General features: G+C 71.3%; 15 protein-coding genes. 9 read left to right on the top strand and 6 right to left on the bottom strand.

Going from position 1 to position 19,800, the window contains the following annotated elements:
- Window positions 1-505 precede the first annotated feature (505 nt).
- A complete protein-coding gene (locus AS029_RS11970; RefSeq protein WP_082642303.1) occupies window positions 506-1,672 on the bottom strand; it encodes a glycoside hydrolase family 3 N-terminal domain-containing protein in 1,167 nt (388 codons plus the stop codon).
- Between the two features lie 77 nt (window positions 1,673-1,749).
- On the opposite strand from AS029_RS11970, the gene AS029_RS11965 reads away from it, so the two are divergent.
- Complete coding sequence (locus AS029_RS11965) at window positions 1,750-2,496, top strand: MerR family transcriptional regulator (RefSeq protein WP_058232836.1); 747 nt, start codon at window positions 1,750-1,752, stop codon at window positions 2,494-2,496.
- Between the two features lie 52 nt (window positions 2,497-2,548).
- Here the strand turns inward: AS029_RS11965 and AS029_RS11960 are convergent, their stop codons facing one another.
- Window positions 2,549-3,811 (bottom strand): LCP family protein, encoded by a 1,263-nt coding sequence (locus tag AS029_RS11960; protein ID WP_058232835.1) that lies wholly within the window; start codon window positions 3,809-3,811, stop codon window positions 2,549-2,551.
- Window positions 3,812-3,965: 154 nt separating this feature from the next.
- Between AS029_RS11960 and AS029_RS11955 the strand changes: the two genes are divergently transcribed.
- Together AS029_RS11955 and AS029_RS11950 are read left to right on the top strand one after the other, a co-directional pair.
- Window positions 3,966-4,802 carry an aldo/keto reductase gene (locus tag AS029_RS11955; protein ID WP_058232834.1) on the top strand — a complete coding sequence of 279 codons (837 nt, stop codon included), beginning with the start codon at window positions 3,966-3,968 and terminating at the stop codon, window positions 4,800-4,802.
- A gap of 15 nt (window positions 4,803-4,817) precedes the next feature.
- Window positions 4,818-6,635, top strand: coding sequence for a thioredoxin domain-containing protein (locus AS029_RS11950; RefSeq protein ID WP_058232833.1), 1,818 nt, complete (start codon window positions 4,818-4,820; stop codon window positions 6,633-6,635).
- An 11-nt stretch (window positions 6,636-6,646) separates the two neighbouring features.
- On the opposite strand, the gene AS029_RS11945 is transcribed toward AS029_RS11950, so the two are convergent.
- Together AS029_RS11945 and AS029_RS11940 are read right to left on the bottom strand one after the other, a co-directional pair.
- Window positions 6,647-7,420 (bottom strand): AAA family ATPase, encoded by a 774-nt coding sequence (locus tag AS029_RS11945; protein ID WP_082642286.1) that lies wholly within the window; start codon window positions 7,418-7,420, stop codon window positions 6,647-6,649.
- Window position 7,421: 1 nt separating this feature from the next.
- Complete coding sequence (locus tag AS029_RS11940) at window positions 7,422-8,993, bottom strand: dolichyl-phosphate-mannose--protein mannosyltransferase (RefSeq protein WP_082642285.1); 1,572 nt, start codon at window positions 8,991-8,993, stop codon at window positions 7,422-7,424.
- Window positions 8,994-9,015: 22 nt separating this feature from the next.
- On the opposite strand from AS029_RS11940, the gene rsmI reads away from it, so the two are divergent.
- The 3 genes from rsmI (at window position 9,016) to AS029_RS11925 (ending at window position 12,612) form a co-directional block, all read left to right on the top strand.
- The gene (rsmI, locus tag AS029_RS11935) at window positions 9,016-9,834 is read left to right on the top strand and encodes a 16S rRNA (cytidine(1402)-2'-O)-methyltransferase (protein ID WP_058232831.1); all 819 of its coding nucleotides are present in this window, start codon (window positions 9,016-9,018) and stop codon (window positions 9,832-9,834) included.
- 139 nt (window positions 9,835-9,973) lie between these two features.
- Window positions 9,974-11,548, top strand: coding sequence for a methionine--tRNA ligase (gene metG, locus AS029_RS11930; protein WP_058232830.1), 1,575 nt, complete (start codon window positions 9,974-9,976; stop codon window positions 11,546-11,548).
- A 173-nt stretch (window positions 11,549-11,721) separates the two neighbouring features.
- Complete coding sequence (locus AS029_RS11925; protein ID WP_058233076.1) at window positions 11,722-12,612, top strand: TatD family hydrolase; 891 nt, start codon at window positions 11,722-11,724, stop codon at window positions 12,610-12,612.
- 656 nt (window positions 12,613-13,268) lie between these two features.
- Here AS029_RS11925 and AS029_RS11920 read toward each other — a convergent pair.
- Window positions 13,269-14,729: a sugar porter family MFS transporter gene (locus AS029_RS11920; protein WP_058232829.1), complete on the bottom strand. Its 1,461-nt coding sequence runs from the start codon at window positions 14,727-14,729 to the stop codon at window positions 13,269-13,271.
- Between the two features lie 66 nt (window positions 14,730-14,795).
- On the opposite strand from AS029_RS11920, the gene rsmA reads away from it, so the two are divergent.
- Together rsmA and AS029_RS11910 are read left to right on the top strand one after the other, a co-directional pair.
- Window positions 14,796-15,635, top strand: coding sequence for a 16S rRNA (adenine(1518)-N(6)/adenine(1519)-N(6))-dimethyltransferase RsmA (rsmA, locus tag AS029_RS11915; RefSeq protein ID WP_058232828.1), 840 nt, complete (start codon window positions 14,796-14,798; stop codon window positions 15,633-15,635).
- Between the two features lie 327 nt (window positions 15,636-15,962).
- Window positions 15,963-16,898 carry a phosphodiesterase gene (locus AS029_RS11910; protein WP_058232827.1) on the top strand — a complete coding sequence of 312 codons (936 nt, stop codon included), beginning with the start codon at window positions 15,963-15,965 and terminating at the stop codon, window positions 16,896-16,898.
- Here the strand turns inward: AS029_RS11910 and AS029_RS11905 are convergent.
- On the bottom strand, window positions 16,849-18,429 hold the full coding sequence (locus tag AS029_RS11905) for a stealth family protein (RefSeq protein WP_058232826.1): 1,581 nt from the start codon (window positions 18,427-18,429) through the stop codon (window positions 16,849-16,851). The genes AS029_RS11910 and AS029_RS11905 overlap by 50 nt on opposite strands.
- Window positions 18,430-18,669: 240 nt before the next feature.
- Between AS029_RS11905 and AS029_RS11900 the strand changes: the two genes are divergently transcribed.
- Window positions 18,670-19,602 (top strand): 4-(cytidine 5'-diphospho)-2-C-methyl-D-erythritol kinase, encoded by a 933-nt coding sequence (locus AS029_RS11900; RefSeq protein ID WP_058232825.1) that lies wholly within the window; start codon window positions 18,670-18,672, stop codon window positions 19,600-19,602.
- Window positions 19,603-19,800 lie beyond the last annotated feature (198 nt).

Raw genomic sequence — 19,800 nt, 5'->3', positions numbered from 1 at the left:
AGCTTATCCCGCCGCCGGGCCCGGTCGGCGCGGCGCGACGGGGCGCCCGGTCGGGGCCGCGGTGTGGGCCGCCCGGCCGGGAGTCGCCCGCTGTGGGCCGCCCGGCCGGGAGTCGCCCGGTGTGTGCGGTCGCGGTGAGTGGCGGCGAGAAACGCTCCGCCCCGCGCCCCCGCCTCGAGAAACGCCGTTCCGACCGAGACACGCCACGCCACACCGTGTTTCGTGACGAACGGCGTTTCTCGCGCGAGCAGCAGCGCGTCGGCGTCTCAGCGTCTTCTGCCTGGATGCGCGTGGCGGCGCGGCCCCAATCGCCCGCGCAGCCCCTCCGCTCGAGCCCGAGAAACGCCGTTCCGATCGAGACACGCCACGCGACACCGTGTCTCGTGACGAACGGCGTTTCTCGCGCAAGCGCGCCGGCGCCAGCGCGGCCGGTCCCGCGCAAGCGCCGGCGCCAGCGCGGCCGGTCCAGCTCAAGCACCAGCCCCAGCGCCGCCGCGCCCCCGCGTCAGGGCATCGACGCCTTCTGGGCCAGGATGCGCGTCACCGCGGCATCCACCTTCTCGGCGAACGCCGGGTCGGCCTGGGCGCGCGAGCGCACGGCATCCCGCATCTCGGGGTAGACCGACGGATCCGCCGACACCAGCAGCAGATCGACCCCCGCGTCGACGGCCCGCGTCGCGCGGTCGGCGGGGGAGTACTCCTCGACCTGGTCGGCGGCCGAGAGGTCGTCGCACGTCACGACCCCGTCGAAGCCGACCGTGTCGCGCAACACGCCGACCACCGCGGGCGAGAACGCCGCGGGAACACCGGGGTCGATCAGCGCGTAGTCGGCCGTCGAGAGCATCACCACCGCCGCGCCCTGCGGCAGCACCATGGAGTACACGCCCACGTCGGGTCCGTCGCCGGTGACCACGTCGTCGGTCACCCCGGTGGAGTAGTCGGTGTTGTCGTCGACGTGCCCCAGACCCGGGAAGTGCTTGAACGTCGGCAGCACCCCGCCGTCGCGCATCCCGGCGGCGAACGCCCCGGACTTCGCGGCGACCGTCGCGGCGTCGTAGCCGTACTCCCGCCCGAGCGCTCCGATCGGGGGATTGGATGCCGCGAACTCGGGGCTCGTGACGATGTCGGCGACCGGCGCGAGGTTCATCGTCACCCCGGCCTGCGCGAGCTGACCGGCCCACGACGCCGCGCTCGCGCGCAGAGCGCCGTCGTCCTCGGCCGACTGTTCGAGCGCCGAAGGGATGTCGTCGAATCCGGGACCCGACAGCACCTGCACCGTGCCGCCCTCCTGGTCGGTGGCGACCCACAGCTCGGGGGAGTCCGCGTCGACGGCGGCGGTGAATTGGCCGACGAGCCCCGCGATCGCCTGTGCGCCGGCATTCGATCGCCCGTGCAAGAAGATGCCGCCGATGCGATCGTCGGTCACGGCGGCGAGCGTGGTCGGGTCGGCGCCGTCGACCGAGGTGCCGACCATGAACATCTGCCCGACCTTGTCGTCGAGACTCATGCCGGCCAACGGATCCGGCGTCGGGGTGGGGCTGGGTGTCGGCGTCGGCGTCGGCGTCGGCGAACTCGTCGCGGACGACGACGACGGTGCGGGAGCGGGCGCGCACGCGGTGAGGGCCAGTGCTGCGAGCATCAGCAGGGCGGTCGGGCGCGCGGAGATCTTCACCCCTCGATCGTCGCTCATGAGCCTGAACGACCTCCCGCCTTGACTCTGCCGCAGCGTCAACCGGCAGGGTGGATGCCATGAACGAATGGCCCATCGCCGAGGTCGCCCGCGCGGCGGGAGTGACCAGCCGCACGCTCCGCCACTACGAGAGCGTGGGACTGCTGCGTCCGGCGCGGGTCGCGGACAACGGCTATCGCTTCTACGGCGACGCGGAGGTCGCGCGCCTGTACCGGATCCTGTCGCTGCGCGCGCTCGAGGTGTCGCTGCCCGACATCGCGCGGGCGCTGCGAGACGAGAGGACCTTCGCCGAGACGGTGCGGGAGCACCTCGCGACCCTCGAACGCGCGCGCACCGCGCTCGATGAACGCATCATCGCGGTGCGCGACACCCTGACAGCCCTGGAGGAAGGACGACACATGAGCATCGACGACGCCCTCGCGGGAGTGGACGACTCACGCTACGAGAGCGAGGTGCGCGAGAGGTGGGGCGACGAGGCGTGGAAGCGCAGCGCCGCCCGCCGCCGCGCGCTCACCCCCGACCAGCGCCGCGCCGCCGACGAGCACGGTCGCGACCTCAACGCGTCGCTGCGAGACGCCGCCGAGAAGGGCCTGCGGCCGGACGACCCCGAGCTGCAGCACCTCGTCGCCGCGCACCACGCCTGGGTCGGCGACCAGTGGGGACGGGTTCCGGACGCCGCGTCGTACACCGGCCTGGGCGAGCTGTACGTGGCGGACGCGCGGTTCGCCGCGGTCTACGGAGGGGAGCAGAACGCGGGGACGATCCGGGATGCCATGGTGGCGTACGCCGAGGCTCACCTGCGCTGAGGCGGCGGCGCCGCGTCCGACGCCGAGCCGGTGCCACCGCGCAGCGATCCGGTCAGCCGTTGCCGTCGGAGCAGGTCGGCTGGTTCGCTTTCGAGCCGTTGATGTTGCTCGGCAGCTGCACGACCTCGGGTGCCGAGCTCGCTCCGGGCGTGGCGCTGGCGTCGGGCGCCGGTGTCGCGGCATCCGGTGCGCCTTCGGTGGGCTCGGCGGTCGGGACGGACGGATCGGCGATCACGCCCTCGTTGCCGTTCAGACCACCCGTCAGAGCCAACGGCGCGTTGTCGGCCAGCGCCTGCCACAGCGTCTCGGCGGCCTCCTGGTCGGGCACGACGCGGTTGCTGTCGTCGGGGTCGTCGGCCACGGGGTACTGCACGAAGGTGATGTCCTCGAAGGGCACGTCCTTGAGCGTGTAGGCGAGCTGCGCGATGCGCACCGGGTCGGCCAGGCTCTCGCTCGGCGTGATGTTGTTCACGGCCGTGTTCGCCAGGCCCAGGAGCGTGCCCGGGTTCGACAGCACCTCATCGCTGCGCAGCTTGTTGATCAGCCGCGAGAGGTACTGCTGCTGGTTGCCGATGCGGGCGAGGTCGCTGCCGTCGCCGACACCGTACCGGGTGCGCAGGAACGCGAGTGCGTCGAATCCCTTCACGACCCGCGGGCCCGCCGGCCAGTCGATTCCGGCGTCGGGGTCGTCGATGCCGTCGCCGGCGATGCACACCTCGACGCCACCGATGGCATCGGTGATGTTGACGACGTTGCCGAAGCTGACCTTGCCCGCGAACGGGATGCTCTGCCCGCTGAGCTCCGACACGGTCTCGGCGACGCAGGTGAGCCCGCCCGCTTCGTAGGCCGTGTTGATCGACGCCTTGAAGGCACCTGCGAAGGTGCCGCCGTCTGCGGTCGTGCACTCCGGGATCTCGACCTGCAGGTCGCGGGGGAATGACACCACCGTGACGCGGCGCGGGTTCGCCGAGACGTGCACGAGCATGTTCACGTCGTTGCGCGCGCCATCGTTCTCGGGGTCCGAGCAGCGGGGTCCGAAGGCCGCCGTGACCACGTCGTCGCACTCGTCGGTGCCGACCACCAGCACCGAGAACGGCTCGGTGTAGGCGCTCAGCGCGGGCGGCTCCGCAGGGGCGTCGGCGAGCGGCACCGCCGCGTCCTGCAATCGCTGGGTCAGCGACCACGCGTAGAAGCCGCCGACGGCGACCGCGGCGACGACGACCACGGTCACCGCGATCGCGGCGAGTTTCAGTCCGCGCCGCACACCCGAGTCGGGGCGACGTTGCGCGTGGTTCGCGGGGGGATCGGCGGGCATGGGGGTAGTCAACCACGGACGTCCGCGCGGGCCCCGGCGCGCGACGCGCGGCGCGGCGGCAATGGCTCATCGACGCGCCCGTCCGCATTTCTGCGCCGCGGGGTCCCACGTCAACCCCGAACCCCCTCCGAATCGATTCTCCTAGGCTCTCCGCATGACCGTTCCTTCTGTGCGACTCAACGACGGAAACTCCATCCCCCAGCTCGGTTACGGCGTGTTCCTGGTGCCCGCCGACGACGCCGAGCGTGCCGTATCCGAGGCCCTCGAGGTCGGATACCGCCACATCGACACCGCCGCGATCTACAAGAACGAGGAGGGCGTCGGCCGGGCCATCGCCGCCAGCGGCATCTCTCGTGACGAGCTCTTCGTCACGACCAAACTCTGGAACTCCCGCCACGACGGCGACGAGCCCCACGCTGCGATCGACGAGAGTCTCGAGAAGCTGGGCCTCGACGCCGTCGACCTGTATCTCGTGCACTGGCCTACGCCCAAGGCCGACAACTACCTCAACGCGTGGCAGAAGCTCATCGAGATCCGCGAGGCCGGCAAGACCCGCTCGATCGGCGTCTCGAACTTCCTCGTGCCGCACCTCGAGCGCATCGTCGCCGAGACCGGTGTGACCCCCGTGGTGAACCAGATCGAGCTGCACCCCGCCCTGAGCCAGCGCGAGATCGCCGCCTGGGGCCAGGAGCACGACATGCACATCGAGTCGTGGGGCCCGCTCGGCCAGGGCAAGTACGACCTGTTCGAGCTGCCCGCGGTGAAGGATGCCGCCGAGGCCCACGGCAAGAGCCCGGCCCAGGCGGTGCTGCGCTGGCACATCCAGCACGGCTTCATCGTGTTCCCCAAGTCGGTGCGCCGCGAGCGCCTCGAGGAGAACTTCGACCTGTTCGACTTCGAGCTCACCGCCGACGAGATGGCCGCGATCGACGCGGTCGACCCGGGCGACGGCTCGGGCCGCGTCGGCTCGCACCCCGACGACGTCGAGTGAGCTGATCGGGCGCGCATGAACCGCCTCGCGAACGCCTCGAGTCCCTACCTGCGGGCCCACGCCGACAATCCCGTCGCGTGGTTCCCCTGGGGGGCCGAGGCGTTCGCGCTCGCCGCCGAACGAGACGTGCCCGTCATGGTCTCGATCGGGTACAGCACCTGTCACTGGTGCCACGTCATGGCCCGGGAGTCGTTCCAGGATGCCGAGGCCGCCGCCGTGCTGAACGACGGGTTCGTGTCGATCAAGGTCGACCGCGAGGAGCATCCCGACGTGGATGCCGCCTACCTCGACGCCGCCAGCGCGTTCACCCCGCACCTCGGGTGGCCGCTGACCGTCTTCGCGAGCCCCGAGGGTCGGGTGTTCTACGCCGGCACGTACTTCCCGCCCGTGCCCCGCCCGCCGCAGCCCTCGTTCCGTCAGGTGCTCGCCGCGGTGCGCGAGGCCTGGACCGAGCGACGCGGTGACGTGGATGCCACGGGCTCCTCCCTTCGTGACGCCCTCGCCGCCGCCGCGACCGCCCCCGCCGACGCGCCTCCCACCCTCGAGCATCTCGCCGCCGCCGCGCGTGCCGTTGTCGCGCGTGAAGACCGCGAATACGCCGGCTTCGCGGCCGGACCCGCGTTCGAGACGCCGAAGTTCCCGAACACGCCGGTGCTGCGGTTCATGCAGCACCCCGCGCTGGCATCGGATGCTCCGGATGCCGCGGGCGTGGCATCCCGAGCCCTCGCCGCCATGGCCGGCTCCGACCTGCACGACACGGTCGAGGGCGGCTTCTTCCGCTACGCCACCCGCCGCGACTGGAGCGTGCCGCACTACGAACGCATGCTCACCGACAACGCCGGGCTCGTCGAAGTCGCCCTCGCCGCGGGCGACGATGTCGCGGCGACCGACGCGGCACGTTTTCTCGTCGACGTGCTGCAACTGCCCACCGGCGGCATCGCCGCGGCGCAGGACTCCGAGTCGATCATCGACGGCGTCCGCAACGAAGGCGGATACTACCGGGTCGCAGATCGGTCAGGTCTGCAGCCCCCGGCTCTGGATGCCAAGGTCGTCACCGGCTGGAACGGCCACGCGATCGCCGCGCTCGCCGCCGTCGGCACCCGCACCGACCCGCGTTTCCTCGAGGCGGCGCGCTGGGCCGCCGACGCCGTGCTCGAGAGCAACGTCGCCGACGACGGCACCCTCCGCCGTGCCTCGTTCGACGAGATCCGCTCCACCGCTCCCGCGACGCTCGAGGACTACGGCGGACTCGCGCGGGGCCTGCTCGCCCTCGCCCGGGCGACCGGCGAGGTCGTGTACGCATCGCGCGCACGGGCGCTCGTCGACCTGTGCCTCGGCGACGGCGGCATCCATGTTCCGGGCGGCGGCGACCCGGTGCTCGTCGCGCAGGGGATGCAGCCGCACGGCGTGCCGAGCGACGGGGCGTCGCCCTCGGGGCCGTCGGTGTTCGCCGCGGCGGCGCTCGACCTGTGGCGTCTCGGCGCGGGGGAGCGCTACCGCACCGCTGCCGACACGCTCGTGCGGGCGGCCTCCGACACGGCGCTGGCCACACCTCTGGCGCACGGCGCGATCCTCGACGTCGCCCTGGGGCTGGCATCCGCTCCCCGTCAGGTGGTCGTGGTGGGCGAGACGGATGCCGAGATCGCCGACGCCGCCCGCAGGGTCGCCGCCGACGTGGTCGCGGTGCTGTCGCCCGCGCAGGCTCAGGCGTTCGCCGAGGCGGGCTTCGAGCTGTTCGCGGGCAAGGCCGCGATCGGGGGCGAGGCCACCGCGTACGACTGCCGGGCGTTCACCTGCGCGCTGCCGACGACGGATCCGGCCGCGCTGGTCTGAGGCGAGCCCGCCTAATCGAGCAGGTGCCGCAGGAACCGCTCCGGCGCGTCGAGGAAGCTCCGGTGCAGCCGCACCACCTCCAGGTCCTCCCACGCACTCTCGCGGATGCCCCAGTCGCCGAGTTCGAGGATCGTCGCGCCGGGCAACGCCGCCAGCACGGGGGAGTGGGTCGCGCAGATCACCTGCGTGCCGCGCGAGCGCATGCGATCGAGCGATGCCAGCCAGCGCAGCGTCGACGAGAACGACAGCGCCGCCTCCGGCTCGTCGAGGCACGCGAGTCCGGCGACGTACTGCGGGTGGTCGAGGGCTTCGTCGAGCAGGGCGTTGAACGATTCGCCGTGGCTCATCGGGTGCAGGCTCGGCACCGACGATCGGCCGTCGGGCGGCAGGTCGTCGCGCCACGAGTAGTAGCTGTGCATCGTTTCAGCTCGCAGGAAGAAGCCCCACCGCGGGGCGCGCGGGCTCCGCTCGATGCGCAGCCACTCGCTCAGCGGGCTCTCGGTGCGCCGGGTCTCGCCGCCGCCGTTGCTCGACCCGCCCTCGGCGGGCAGGCCGTACGCCTCCGCGATCCCCTCGATCAGGGTCGACTTGCCCGAACCGTTCTCGCCGACGAGGAAGGTCACGCCCGCGCCGACCTCCCACCCGTCGCCGCCCGCGACGTCGAGAAACTGCCTGACGGCGGGGATGTCGGCCGGCCATGCCCCGGGATCGATCGCCGCGTCGCTGAAGATCTTGATGCGCTGGATCGGCCGCGGATCGTGCAGCCAGTCGTCGCCGCGGCCCACGTCAGATCCAGCTGGGCAGCCAGTTGTGCAGCCGCCAGAACTCGTACGAGACGGGGAGGCCCGCCCACACCGGGTACCAGAACGCCGAGATGCCCACGCACGCGATGAGGAACACCGCCACGATCACCTGACCGTGAGCGCGCGACAGGCCGCGCATGCCCCGCGCGACGTCTTGCAGCGCGAAGGTCAGAGCGAGTACGAGGAAGGGCACCATGGCCACCGTGTAGAACTGGAAGATCGTGCGCTCGGGGTACAGCAGCCACGGCAGATAGGTGGCGGCCAGGCCCGTCAGCACGAGGGCGTGGCGCCAGTCGCGCACCAGCACGAAGCGCACGAGCAGATACACGGATGCCGCGATGCCGGCCCACCAGATGAGCGGGTTCGAGTTGCTCGCGATCGCCTCGGTGCAGCCGTTCGGCAGCCCGCAGCCGTTCACCCCGAAATCGTCCTGGTGCCAGTACATCGAGGTGGGTCGGATGAGGAACGGCCACTGCCACGCCGGGCTGGCGTAGCTGTGCGGGGTGACGAGCCCGACGTGGAAGCCGTACATCGACTGGTGGTAGGCCCACAGGTTCTGCAACGGTCCGGGCAGCAGCGCCATCAGCCCCGTTCCGGCCGGATCGCTGCTGCGGTCGTATCCGCCGGTCGTGAACAGCCACCCCGACCAGCTCGTCACATAGACGACGAGCGACACCGGCACGATCAGCACGAAAGAGATGAGGCCCTGACGCACGGCATCCATCGGCCACTGCACGATGCCGACGCGGCGGCGGGCGATGGCGTCGGTGACGACGACGTAGATGCCGACCGCCGCGAGCACGTACAGCCCCGACCACTTCACCGCCGTCGCCGCTCCCGCGGCCGCACCCGCCGCCAGCAGCCACGGGCGGTCCCACAGCAGCGGACCCCAGTTATGGGTGGAGCCGGGCAGACGATCCATGGCGGCGTCGAGGATGTCGCCCGTGCGCCGATGATCGAGCACCACGAACCAGAACGTCAGCACGACGAAGAAGGTCAGGAACACGTCGAGCAGCGAGATGCGGCTCAGCACGATGCTCACGCCCTCGACGGCGATGAGACCGGAGGCCACGGTGGCGAAGGGGATCGACCGGGTCAGGTTGTGTGCGATCAGGTAAACCAGCAGCACGGTCGCCGTGCCGAACAGCGCGGCCGACAGGCGCCACCCGGTGGCCGAGTCGGGGCCGAGCAAGGCCATGCCAGCGCCGATCAGGATGCGACCGAGCGGGGGGTGCACGACGTAGCTGCCCACGCCGGTGAAGATGTCGGTGTCGCCCGCGACGAAGCTCGCGTCGGCGTTCTCGGGCCACGCCGACGGATAGCCGAGCACCCACTGGCTCCACGAATCCTTGACGTAGTAGGTCTCGTCGAAGACGAGCGCGTGCGGGTTGCCGAGGTCGAACAGGCGCAGCACCGCCGCGACGATCGTGACGAGCGCCGGGGCGAGCCACCGCCACAGACGCATCCCCCGCGGGTCGGCGAGCAGGACGTCGCGCCAGCGGTCGAGGCGCGTCGGCTCGACATCGGGGCGCAGTGAAGGGACAGCGGTGCTCACGCGCCCAGCATAGGGTGGGGCCGTGATCATCCTCGCGGCGACTCCGATCGGCAACCTCGGAGACGCCTCGAAGCGCCTCGTCGAAGCGCTCGAGAACGCCCGTGTCGTCGCTGCCGAAGACACCCGCACGACCCAGCGTCTGCTCGCCGGTCTGGGCGTCGAGAACCGCCCGCGCCTCATCGCCCTGCACGATCACAACGAGAAGGACCGTGCCGCCGAACTCGTCGACCTGGCCCGCGAAGACGACCTGCTCGTACTCAGCGACGCCGGCATGCCCACCGTCAGCGACCCCGGATTCGGCCTGGTCGCCGCGGCGGCCGCGGCCGGGGTCACCGTCACGGCGCTCCCCGGGCCCAGCGCCGTTGTCACGGCGCTCGCCGTCGCGGGCCTTCCCACCGATCGCTTCGCCTTCGAGGGGTTCCCGCGCCGCAAGCCCGGCGAGCGCCGCAAGGCCTTCGCGCAGCTGGCGTCGGAGGAGCGCACCCTGGTCTTCTTCGAGTCGCCGTCGCGGTTGGCATCCACCCTCGACGATCTGGCGGCCGCCTTCGGCGCCGACCGTCCCGCGGCGGTCTGCCGCGAGCTCACCAAGCTGTACGAAGAGGTCAAGCGCGGCACGCTCGCCGAGCTCGCCGCCTGGGCGGCCGAGGGCGTGCGGGGCGAGATCGCGATCGTCGTGGGCGGGGCCCAGGCGCGCGAGGTGGCGTTCCCGGATGCCGTGACCCAGGTGCTCGAACTCGTGCGCGGCGGCACCCGACTGAAGGAGGCGGCCGCCGAGGTGGCGTCGCAAACGGGCCACTCATCGCGCGAGCTGTACCAGGCGGCCCTCGCCGTCAAGCGCTGACCCGGTCTCTCGTTCGCGCGAGGGGTCACTTTTCGTCGCCCCGCAGCGGCCCAGGCGACACGAACCGACCCCTCACGCGGCGCGGCCGGGCACCGTCACACGCGCCGGGCGCGTGGGCGCGGCCCCGTAGAATCCTTCAGTGACTTCCGGCCGATCCTTCTACATCACGACGCCGATCTACTACCCCAGCGATCTGCCCCACATCGGGCACGGGTACACGACCGTCGCCGTCGACACGCTCGCGCGCTGGCACCGCCAGTCGGGTGACGACACCTGGATGCTGACCGGCACCGACGAGCACGGGCAGAAGATGCTGCGCGCGGCCGCCGCCAACGGCGTGACGCCGCAGGAGTGGGTCGACAAGCTCGTCACCGAGTCGTGGTTCCCCCTGCTCGAGACGCTCGACGTCGCCAACGACGACTTCATCCGCACGACCCAGCCGCGCCACGAGGAGCGCGTGCAGCAGTTCGTGCAGGCGCTGTTGGACCGCGGCTACATCTACGCGGGCGAGTACGAGGCGCTGTACTGCGTCGGCTGCGAGGAGTTCAAGCCCGAGGCCGAGATCGTCGACGGCACGGGTCCCTTCGAGGGCCTCAAGGTGTGCGCGATCCACTCCAAGCCCCTCGAGCTGCTGCAGGAGAAGAACTACTTCTTCAAGCTCAGCGAGTTCCAAGACAGGCTGCTCGAGCTCTACAAGACCGAGCCCGATTTCGTGCGGCCCGAGTCGGCGCGCAACGAGGTCGTCTCGTTCGTGCGCAGCGGCCTGAAAGACCTGTCGATCTCGCGGTCGGCGTTCGACTGGGGCATCACGGTGCCCTGGGACTCCTCGCATGTCATCTACGTGTGGGTCGACGCGCTGCTGAACTACGCCACCGCCGTCGGCTACGGCACCGACCCCGAGCAGTTCGCGCGCCGGTGGCCCGCGTTCCACGTGGTCGGCAAGGACATCCTGCGGTTCCACGCCGTCATCTGGCCGGCCATGCTCATGGCCGCGGGCCTCGACGTGCCGCGCGGCGTCTTCGCGCACGGCTGGCTGCTCGTGGGCGGCGAGAAGATGTCGAAGTCGAAGCTCACCGGCATCGCGCCGACCGAGATCACCGACGTCTTCGGCTCCGACGCGTACCGCTTCTACTTCCTGTCGGCGATCGCCTTCGGTCAAGACGGCTCCTTCTCGTGGGAAGACCTCTCGGCCCGCTACCAGGCCGAGCTCGCCAACGGCTTCGGCAACCTGGCATCCCGTTCCGTCGCGATGATCGCGAAGTACTTCGAGGGCGTCGTGCCGGAGCCCGGCGCGTACACCGAGGGCGACCTGTCGATCCAGAGGATCGTGGCGGATGCCGCGGCGAATGCCGACGCGGCCGTCGAGCGCTTCCGCATCGACGAGGCGATCGCCGCGATCTGGACGATCGTCGACGCCCTGAACGGCTACATCACCGAGAACGAGCCGTGGGCGCTGGCGAAAGACGAGGCGACGCGCGAGCGTCTCGGCACGGTGCTGTACACCGCGGCCGAGGGGCTGCGTGCCCTCGCGGTGCTGCTGTCGCCGGTCATGCCAGCCTCGACCGAGAAGCTGTGGCACGCGCTCGGCGCGGCCGAGAGCCTGGGCCGTCTGCAGGACCAGCCGCTGCGCGAGGCCGGAGCATGGGGCGTCCTGCGCCCCGGCTCGACGGTGCAGGCCCTCAGCCCGCTCTTCCCCCGCGTCGAGCAGGCGTGACGGCCGTGCCCGGCGCCTCGGCTGCCCCCGAGCCCGCGGCGGCCCCTGAGCCCGCGGCGGCTCCTGAGCCCGCGGCGGCCCCCGAGCCCACGGCGGCCCCTGAGCCTGTCGAAGGGTCCGCCCCCCGCGCCGCGGCCGCCGGCTCCACCCCGGTCGAGCGCCCCCGCGGCACGATCGACGGCACCGACCCGAGCCAGTACGTGCGCGAGCGCTCCGTCGATGGCCGCCGCGACGTGAGCTATCCGCCGGCGCCGGAGCCCCTCGGCATCCCGGTCTACGACAATCACACGCACCTCGAGATCGAGGACGGCGAGACCGGTCTGTCGCTCGACGAGCAGCTCGAGCGGGCTTTGGCGGTCGGTGTGCACGGGGTCGTGCAGGCCGGTGGCGACATCGATTCCTCACGGTGGTCGGCATGGGCGGCGCGTTCGCACCCGCGCGTGCTCGCGGCGGTGGCCATCCACCCCAACGAGGCGCCGGTGTACGAGCGTGCAGGGGAGTTGGATGCCGCGATCGCGGTGATCGACGACCTCGCCGCCGAGCCGCGCGTGCGGGCGATCGGCGAGACGGGCCTCGACTTCTTCCGCACCGAGGCCGATGGCATCCCGGCGCAGATGCGCTCGTTCGAGGCGCACATCGCGCTGGCCAAGAAGCACGGCATCGCTATGCAGATCCACGATCGCGACGCCCACGACGCGGTGCTCGAGACGCTCGAGCGCGTCGGTGCGCCCGAGAAGACGGTGTTCCACTGCTTCTCGGGCGATGCCGACATGGCACGCATCGCCGCCGACCGCGGGTACTACCTCTCGTTCGCGGGCAACGTCACGTTCAAGAACGCGCAGAACCTGCGCGACGCCCTCGCGGTGACGCCGCTCGAGCGCATCCTCGTCGAGACCGACGCGCCGTTCCTCACCCCGGCGCCCTACCGCGGCCGCCCGAACGCGCCCTACCTGATCCCCGTGACGCTGCGCTTCCTCGCGGCCGAACGCGGGATGGACGCCGACGAGCTCGGCGCCCAGGTCGCCGAGAACACGTTGCGGGTCTACGGCACCTTCGACGACTGACCTGCGCGCCCGCAGCTCCGACCGGGCGGATGCCGCCGCGCCTATCGCTGAGGTCGCGGGCGGGCTGGGGTGTCGCGTGCATAGCCTCCGCGATGTGCGCATTCTCCGTCGCGTGGCCTCGGATGCCGCTGAGGTTGTGCGCGTAGCGGAGTTTGCGCGCGCGCCGGGCGGGCTGGGGTGCGGCGTGCATAGCCTCCGTGATGTGCGCATTCTCCGTCGCGCGGCCCGGATGCCGCTGAGGTTGTGCACGTAGCGGAGTTCGCGCGCGCGCCGGGAGGGCTGGGGTGCCGCGTGCATAGCCTCCGTGATGTGCGCATCCTCCGTCGCGCGGCCCCGGATGCCGCTGACATTGTGCACATAGCGGAGTTTGCGCGCGCGGCGGGCGGGCTGGGGTGTCGCGTGCATAGCCTCCGCGATGTGCGCATTCTCCGTCGCGTGGCCTCGGATGCCGCTGAGGTTGTGCACGTAGCGGAGTTCGCGCGCGCGCCGGGAGGGCTGGGGTGCCGCGTGCATAGCCTCCGTGATGTGCGCATCCTCCGTCGCGTGGCCTCGGATGCCGCTGAGGTTGTGCACGTAGCGGAGTTTGCGCGCGCGCCGGGTCCACGCCGACACGCGAGAGGCCGGCACCCCGCGGGGCGCCGGCCTCGTGGCATCCGTTAGGCCTTCGCCCTGGCCTTCGGCTTGTCGACGAACAGGGTCTCGGTCTGCTCGAGCTCCATGCCCTTGGTCTCGGGGATGCGGAACGCGACGTAGAAGAACGACAGGGCCGCGAACAGGGCGTACATGCCGTAGGTGAGCGGCAGCGACCAGCTCGACATCGCCGGGAACGACACCGTGATGGCGAAGTTGGCGATCCACTGCGCGCCCGCGGCGACTCCGAGTGCCTTTCCACGGATGCGGCTGGGGAAGATCTCGCCAAGCAGCACCCAGACCAGCGGGCCCCACGACGCGCCGAAGCCGACCACGAACAGGTTGGCGGCGATCAGCGCGATCGTGCCCCACGGGGCCGGAAGCGAGACGTCGTCGCCGCTACCCTGCGCGAACGTGAACGACAGAGCCATCGCCGCCAGCGACACGGTCATCAGCACCGAACCGGTCAGCAGGATGGGCTTGCGGCCCACCCGGTCGACCAGGAAGATCGCCACGAGCGTCACCAGGACGTTGGTCACCGAGGTGATCACCGAGATGAGCAGCGAATCGCTCTCCTGGAAACCGACGGCCTTCCAGAGGGTCGTCGAGTAGTAGAAGATCACGTTGATGCCGACGAACTGCTGGAACGCCGACAGGATGATGCCGATCCAGACGATGCGCTGAAGGCCGAGCACCGGTCCGCGCAGCGAGACGTTCGCGTTCTTGCGGTCGGTCTCGATCGCCTGCCGCAGGTCTTTCATCGTCTTCTCGAGGTCGGCCGGGGGCACCAGCCGGGCGAAGATCGCGCGGGCCTCGTCGACCTTGCCCTTCGCCAGCAGGAAGCGCGGTGATTCCGGAACGGTGAACGACAGGATGCCGTACACCGCCGCCGGCACGACGCCGACGAGGAACATCCAGCGCCAGGCCTCCATGCCGAGCCACAGCTCGTTCGCAGCGCCGCCGGCGCTGTTGGCCAGCACCGCGTCGGAGAGCAGCGCGCCGAAGATGCCGAGCGTGATCGCGAGCTGCTGCAGCGAGGCGAGCGAGCCGCGGATCTGACGCGGGGCGACCTCGGCGATGTAGGCGGGGGCGACGACCGAGGCGATGCCGATACCGAGGCCGCTCATCACGCGCCACAGGATGAGGTCGGGCACGCTGAAGGTCAGCGCGGCGCCGATCGACGAGACGAAGAACAGCACGGCGCCCAGCAGCATGACCTTGAGGCGGCCCCAGCGGTCCGACAACGCGCCGGCGACGACCGCGCCGACCGCGCAGCCGAGCAGCGCCACGGCGACGACGAAACCGGTGAGCACCTGCGTCAGCTCGAAGTTGCTCTCGACGGCGTCGACGGCGCCGTTGATCACGGAGGAGTCGAACCCGAACAGGAACCCGCCCACGGCGGCGGCGACGGAGAGCCCGATCGCTCGTCGCCCGTAGGGGCTTCGGAGCGTGAAGGCGTTTGAGGGAATGGACTGCGTCTGACTCACCCACCTACGCTACTCCCGGCTCACGCGCGGGAAGGGTTCTGGCGGCGCCCTGACTACAGTGGAACAATGCCCGTTTCCCTGCTCGGTGCCGCCGAGATCCGTCGGCTCGCCGCCGACCTCGACGTCACCCCCACCAAGAAGCTGGGGCAGAACTTCGTCGTCGACGCCAACACGGTCCGCAAGATCGTGCAGGCCGCGCGTGTCACGGCATCCGACCGGGTCGTCGAGATCGGTCCGGGCCTCGGATCCCTCACGCTCGCGATCCTCGAGACGGGGGCGTCGGTCGTCGCGGTCGAGATCGATCACCGTCTCGCCGAGCGACTGCCCGCCACTGCCGCCGCCCACGACGTGCCCGATGGTCGCCTGACGGTGATCGGCGCCGACGCGTTGCGCGTCGACACGCTGCCGGGCGAACCGAGCGTGCTGGTGGCGAACCTGCCGTACAACGTCTCGGTGCCGGTGCTGCTGCACTTCCTCGAGACCTTCTCATACCTGCAGCGCGGCGTCGTGATGGTGCAGGCCGAGGTGGGGGAGCGCCTCGCCGCGCCTTCCGGTTCGAAGATCTACGGCGCCCCGAGCGTGAAGGCTGCGTGGTACGGGTCGTGGCGTCTGGCGGGCACGGTCTCGCGGCAGGTGTTCTGGCCGGTCCCGAACGTCGACAGTGTGCTCGTCGGCTTCGATCGGGATGCCGAGCCTCGCGGGACCGAGGAGCACCGTCTCCGCACCTTCCAGATCGTGGATGCCGCATTCCAGCAGCGCCGCAAGATGCTGCGGCAGGCGTTGTCCGGCGTTCTCGGCGGCACCGCTGCCGACGCGTCGGCGGTGCTCGAGAAGGCCGGTGTCGACCCGACGCTGCGCGGGGAGCAGCTGACCGTCGACGACTACGCCCGTATCGCCGCCCTCTGACGCGCCGCTCGGCACCGCCGCCGGCGCTGCAGGGCCGCGTGCCGGTGCGCAACTGCGGAGATTTCGGGCGGCGCGCCGTCCGGGGAGCCGCGGCGGCGGCGTGTCGGGCAGGATTCCCGCCGTTGTGCTCGCCGGGGAGTCCGTCGCCGCGCCGCGCCGTTGCCGAGGTCGAGGCCGGAGGGAGCCCGCGTTACCGAGGATGACGCGTCTGGGTGAATTCTCGACGTGTTCATCACGCGTTCGCGAAACACGTCTGTAACATTTCGAGGCACCGGGAGCATCACGCCGGTGACGAGGCCGCACCCGACGGCCCGAGAGGAACTCGAGATGCGCTACTCCGAATACCCCCGCGCCGAACGCGTGCTGCTGCACCTGAGCGACACCCACCTGCGTGCCGGCGGCACCCCGCTCTACGACGACGTCGACTCCGAGGCCTACCTCGCCCGCGCGGTCGCGGCGATCGAGGGGTCCGGCATCCGGCCGAACGCGCTGGTCTTCACCGGCGACCTGGCCGACTTCGGTGAGACCGACGCCTACGAGCGTGTGCGCGCCCTGGTCGAGCCACTCGCCGAACGCCTCGCCACGCGCGTCGTGTGGGTGATGGGCAATCACGACGACCGCACCGCCTTCCGCGCGAGCCTGCTGCCCGGCGACGACGCCGATCCCACGGCACCGGTCGACCGGGTCGATGAGTTCGACGGCCTGCGCATCGTCACCCTCGACACCTCGGTGCCGGGCGCGCACCACGGCGAGGTCACCGCCGAGCAGTTGGCGTGGCTCGCCGACGTGCTCGCCACTCCCGCCCCTCTCGGCACGATCCTCGCGATGCACCACCCGCCCGTGCCGAGCGTGCTCGATCTGGCGGCGTCGGTCGAGCTGCGCGACCAACGCAGCCTCGCCGCAGTGCTGCGCGGCACCGACGTGCGCGCGATCCTCGCCGGTCACCTGCACTACTCGACGTTCGCCACCTTCGCCGGCATCCCGGTCTCCGTGGCATCCGCCACCTGCTACACGCAAGACCTCATGGTGCCGGTGGGCGGCACGCGCCCGCAGGACGCGGCCCAGGGATTCAACATCGTGCACGTGTACGACGAGACGGTCGTGCACTCGGTCGTGCCCCTCGGTGCCGCCGAGGCCCTGCAGTACGTGGATGCCGCCGAGTCGCAGCGACGTCTGCGTGAGGCCGGGCTGGTCGTGCCGACCGCCCGCGAACTCAGCGGACGGGTGTCGCCGCCGACGACGCCGCTGCCGATCCTGCGCTGAGCGCCGGCTTCTCCCATGGCGCCGCGACGGGGAAGTACCGCTCGAGGCACGCGCGGAGGGCTGGAACCCGGACCTCTTCGGGGATCTCGGGAACGCTGCCGTCGTTGAGGCAGAACATGTCGGTGTCACGACGCGAGACGAGGCGCTCCATGGTGCGCAGCGAGTCGAGCTGCGTGGTCTGCACGTAGCGGGTGCGCGGCTCGGTCGTCACGATCGCGCGTCCGGTCGCCAGCGCGTAGTAGTGGTAGAGGCTGTTGGTGACCGAGATGTCGGTCGCCGAGCGGAACCGGCTCGCGGCGGTCCGGGCGTAATCGTCGGCGAACTCCCGCTCGAGCTCGAAGGCCACCGAACGGCGCAGCGGCGTCGCGCAGTGTTCGAGATCGAGCGTGATGACCCGCCCGAAGCGCTCCTTCAGCAGCGCGCGGTTGACGCGCAGACCGTTGTCATGGCCGGAGCGCTCGACGTGCGCAGGGCCGCTGCCGATGCGCACGCCGCTCTCGACGAAACGGCTCACGCCACCGCCGCTGAAGAACAGCTCGGGGGTCACGGGCCGGCCGAAGAACATGTCGTCGTTGCTGTAGAGGAAGTGCTCGGCGAGACCGGGGATGCGGTGCAGCTGCGCCTCGACGGCGTGCGAGTTGTGCGTGGGCAGCACCGAGGGATCGGCGAAGAACTCCTCGCTGCGCACGATCGTGACCTTGGGGTGATCGGCGAGCCACTCGGGGGTGGGGGAGTCGGTCGCGATGAAGATGCGGCGCACCCACGGGGCGTACATGTGGACGCTCCGCAGCGCGTAGCGCAGCTCGTCGACCTGGCGGTACCGGGCGGCGTTGTCGTCGCCGTCGCCGACGACGTACCCCTTCATGCGCGCAGCACGCTGACGCTGGAACTCGCTCGACGAGCCGTCGACCCACGAGAACACCATGTCGACATCGGCGGTGAACTCGTTCGGGTGCGGATCGAACATGCCCGAGATGGTCGTCCAGCGGCGCCCGTAGCGTTCCACCTCGACGAGGTCGAGGTCGGCCGCGGCGAACCGGCGGCGGCTGAGGGCGCTGGGGCGCGGGGCTTCGACCGTCTTGTCGCCGAAGCGCCAGAGTTCGAGGCGCGGAGCGAGCGACGCGCCGTACCGGTAGGACCCCTCGGTGGAGGTACGCGGGCGGAAGACGGCGTAGGCCTGCACAGAACCGGCGGAGGGGTGGACGCTGTGCGCCGGCACAGGGTCTTCGCCGCGGGCCTTGAGGTAGACCGGCCCCAGGTCGGGATCGTGCAGCGCGGTGATCGCGGCCTCGGCGTCGACGGTGTCGACGACGAGCTTGGGGCGGCGGTTGGCGTCGCGCACCAGCAGCACGCGCACCCCCGCGGCCTCGATCGCGGCGGCGGCGGTCAGCAGATCGTCGCGCTCGGCGAGGGCCGGGGTGGCGGTGTCGTCGACGATGTGCAGGATGCCGTCGTGCATCCGGATGTCGGATCGTGAAAGCAGGGCGCGCCAGGGGTCGGCGTCGATCGACAGGGGGACCATCGGGCGCATGCTGCCTCCTCGGGGGTAGGGGACGGGATCCCGTCACCGTACGGTTGCGGGGTTTCGAAGACGTTTCGGCGACGGCGGCGAACGTCGGGGAGCGGAGCGCTACTGTCGAAGAGTGACTCAGATCGCTCGCTCCGGCCCGGACCTGCCCGTACCGCCAGGCGAGCATCGGGAGGAAGCGGACCGAAGCATCAGTCTCGCACACGCCGGTCCCGCCGGGCGCGCGGGGGGAGGGGCGAGACGATGACGCCGCACACGCCGGCATCCGTCCGTGTCCGCGCACCGGGGAAGATCAACGTCTTCCTCGAGGTCGGCGACGTGCAAGACGACGGGTACCACGAACTCGCCACGGCGTTCCAGGCGGTCTCGCTGTACGAAGAGATGACGGCGACGCCCGCCGACGGCTTCTCGCTCGAGGTGTCGGCGCGCGGTCCCGTCGACGTCGAGGGCGTCCCCACCGACGACCGCAACCTCGCGCTCCGCGCCGCCCGACTGCTCGCGCAGACGGCCGGCGTCGACCGTGGCGCTCACCTGTCGATCCGCAAGGCGGTGCCCGTGGCCGGCGGTATGGGGGGCGGATCGGCCGACGCGGCCGCGGCCCTCGTCGCGTGCGACGCGCTGTGGGGGCTCGGGATGCCGACGAGCGAGCTCGCCCGTCTGGCTGCCCGCCTCGGGGCCGACGTACCCTTCGCGCTCATGGGCGGGACCGCGGTGGGAACGGGGCGTGGCGACGAGTTGAGCCCCGCCCTCGCCCGCGGGCGGTTCGACTGGGTGCTCGTGCCGAACGAGGTCGGCATGTCGACGCCCGTCGTCTACGGCGAGCTCGACGCGCACCGGGAGCGCCACGCCGTCGACATCGGCCCGGCGCCGCGCGTGCCGGCGGTCGACCCCGACGTGCTGCACGCCTTGCGCCAGGGCGACGCCAAGATGCTGGCCGCGACGCTGCGCAACGACCTGCAGGCGCCGGCTCTGCACCTGCGCCCCGACCTGGCGCGCGTGCTCGAACGCGGCGAGAGCTCCGGCGCGCTCGCCGGTCTGGTCTCGGGCTCCGGTCCGACCCTGGCCTTCCTCGCGGCCGATGAGGCGTCGGCCATCGACCTCCAGGTGACACTGAGTGCGGCGGGCCTGGTGGCGTTGCACGTGCACGGCCCGGTCCCTGGCGCCCGCGTCGTCTGACCCCGGTGGATGCCGGTCCCTTCGACGGGCTCAGGGACTTCGGCTGCGGCTGCGGATCCCGGCGGAGATGGCTGAGCCCGTCGAAGCCACCGGCGCGCAAGGCCGTGGCACCATAGCTCAGGTCGACATACGGGGCAATGTTCGGATTGCGCGATGGGTACCTCGCTAGCCTCGTCCGAGGTGGTCCGCCGCCGCTGG

Source organism: Microbacterium enclense (assembly GCF_001456955.1).
Lineage (GTDB): Bacteria > Actinomycetota > Actinomycetes > Actinomycetales > Microbacteriaceae > Microbacterium > Microbacterium enclense.
This window is presented reverse-complemented; position numbering and strand designations above follow the sequence as displayed.

Excerpts from the sequence above, each read along its gene's own strand:
- AS029_RS11950 (WP_058232833.1), top strand. The coding sequence starts at position 4,818 with ATGAACCGCCTCGCGAACGCCTCGAGTCCCTACCTGCGGGCCCACGCC.
- AS029_RS11965 (WP_058232836.1), top strand. The coding sequence starts at position 1,750 with ATGAACGAATGGCCCATCGCCGAGGTCGCCCGCGCGGCGGGAGTGACC.
- AS029_RS11910 (WP_058232827.1), top strand. The coding sequence starts at position 15,963 with ATGCGCTACTCCGAATACCCCCGCGCCGAACGCGTGCTGCTGCACCTG.
- AS029_RS11960 (WP_058232835.1), bottom strand. The coding sequence starts at position 3,811 with ATGCCCGCCGATCCCCCCGCGAACCACGCGCAACGTCGCCCCGACTCG.
- AS029_RS11955 (WP_058232834.1), top strand. The coding sequence starts at position 3,966 with ATGACCGTTCCTTCTGTGCGACTCAACGACGGAAACTCCATCCCCCAG.
- rsmA (WP_058232828.1), top strand. The coding sequence starts at position 14,796 with ATGCCCGTTTCCCTGCTCGGTGCCGCCGAGATCCGTCGGCTCGCCGCC.
- AS029_RS11900 (WP_058232825.1), top strand. The coding sequence starts at position 18,670 with ATGACGCCGCACACGCCGGCATCCGTCCGTGTCCGCGCACCGGGGAAG.
- AS029_RS11905 (WP_058232826.1), bottom strand. The coding sequence starts at position 18,429 with ATGCGCCCGATGGTCCCCCTGTCGATCGACGCCGACCCCTGGCGCGCC.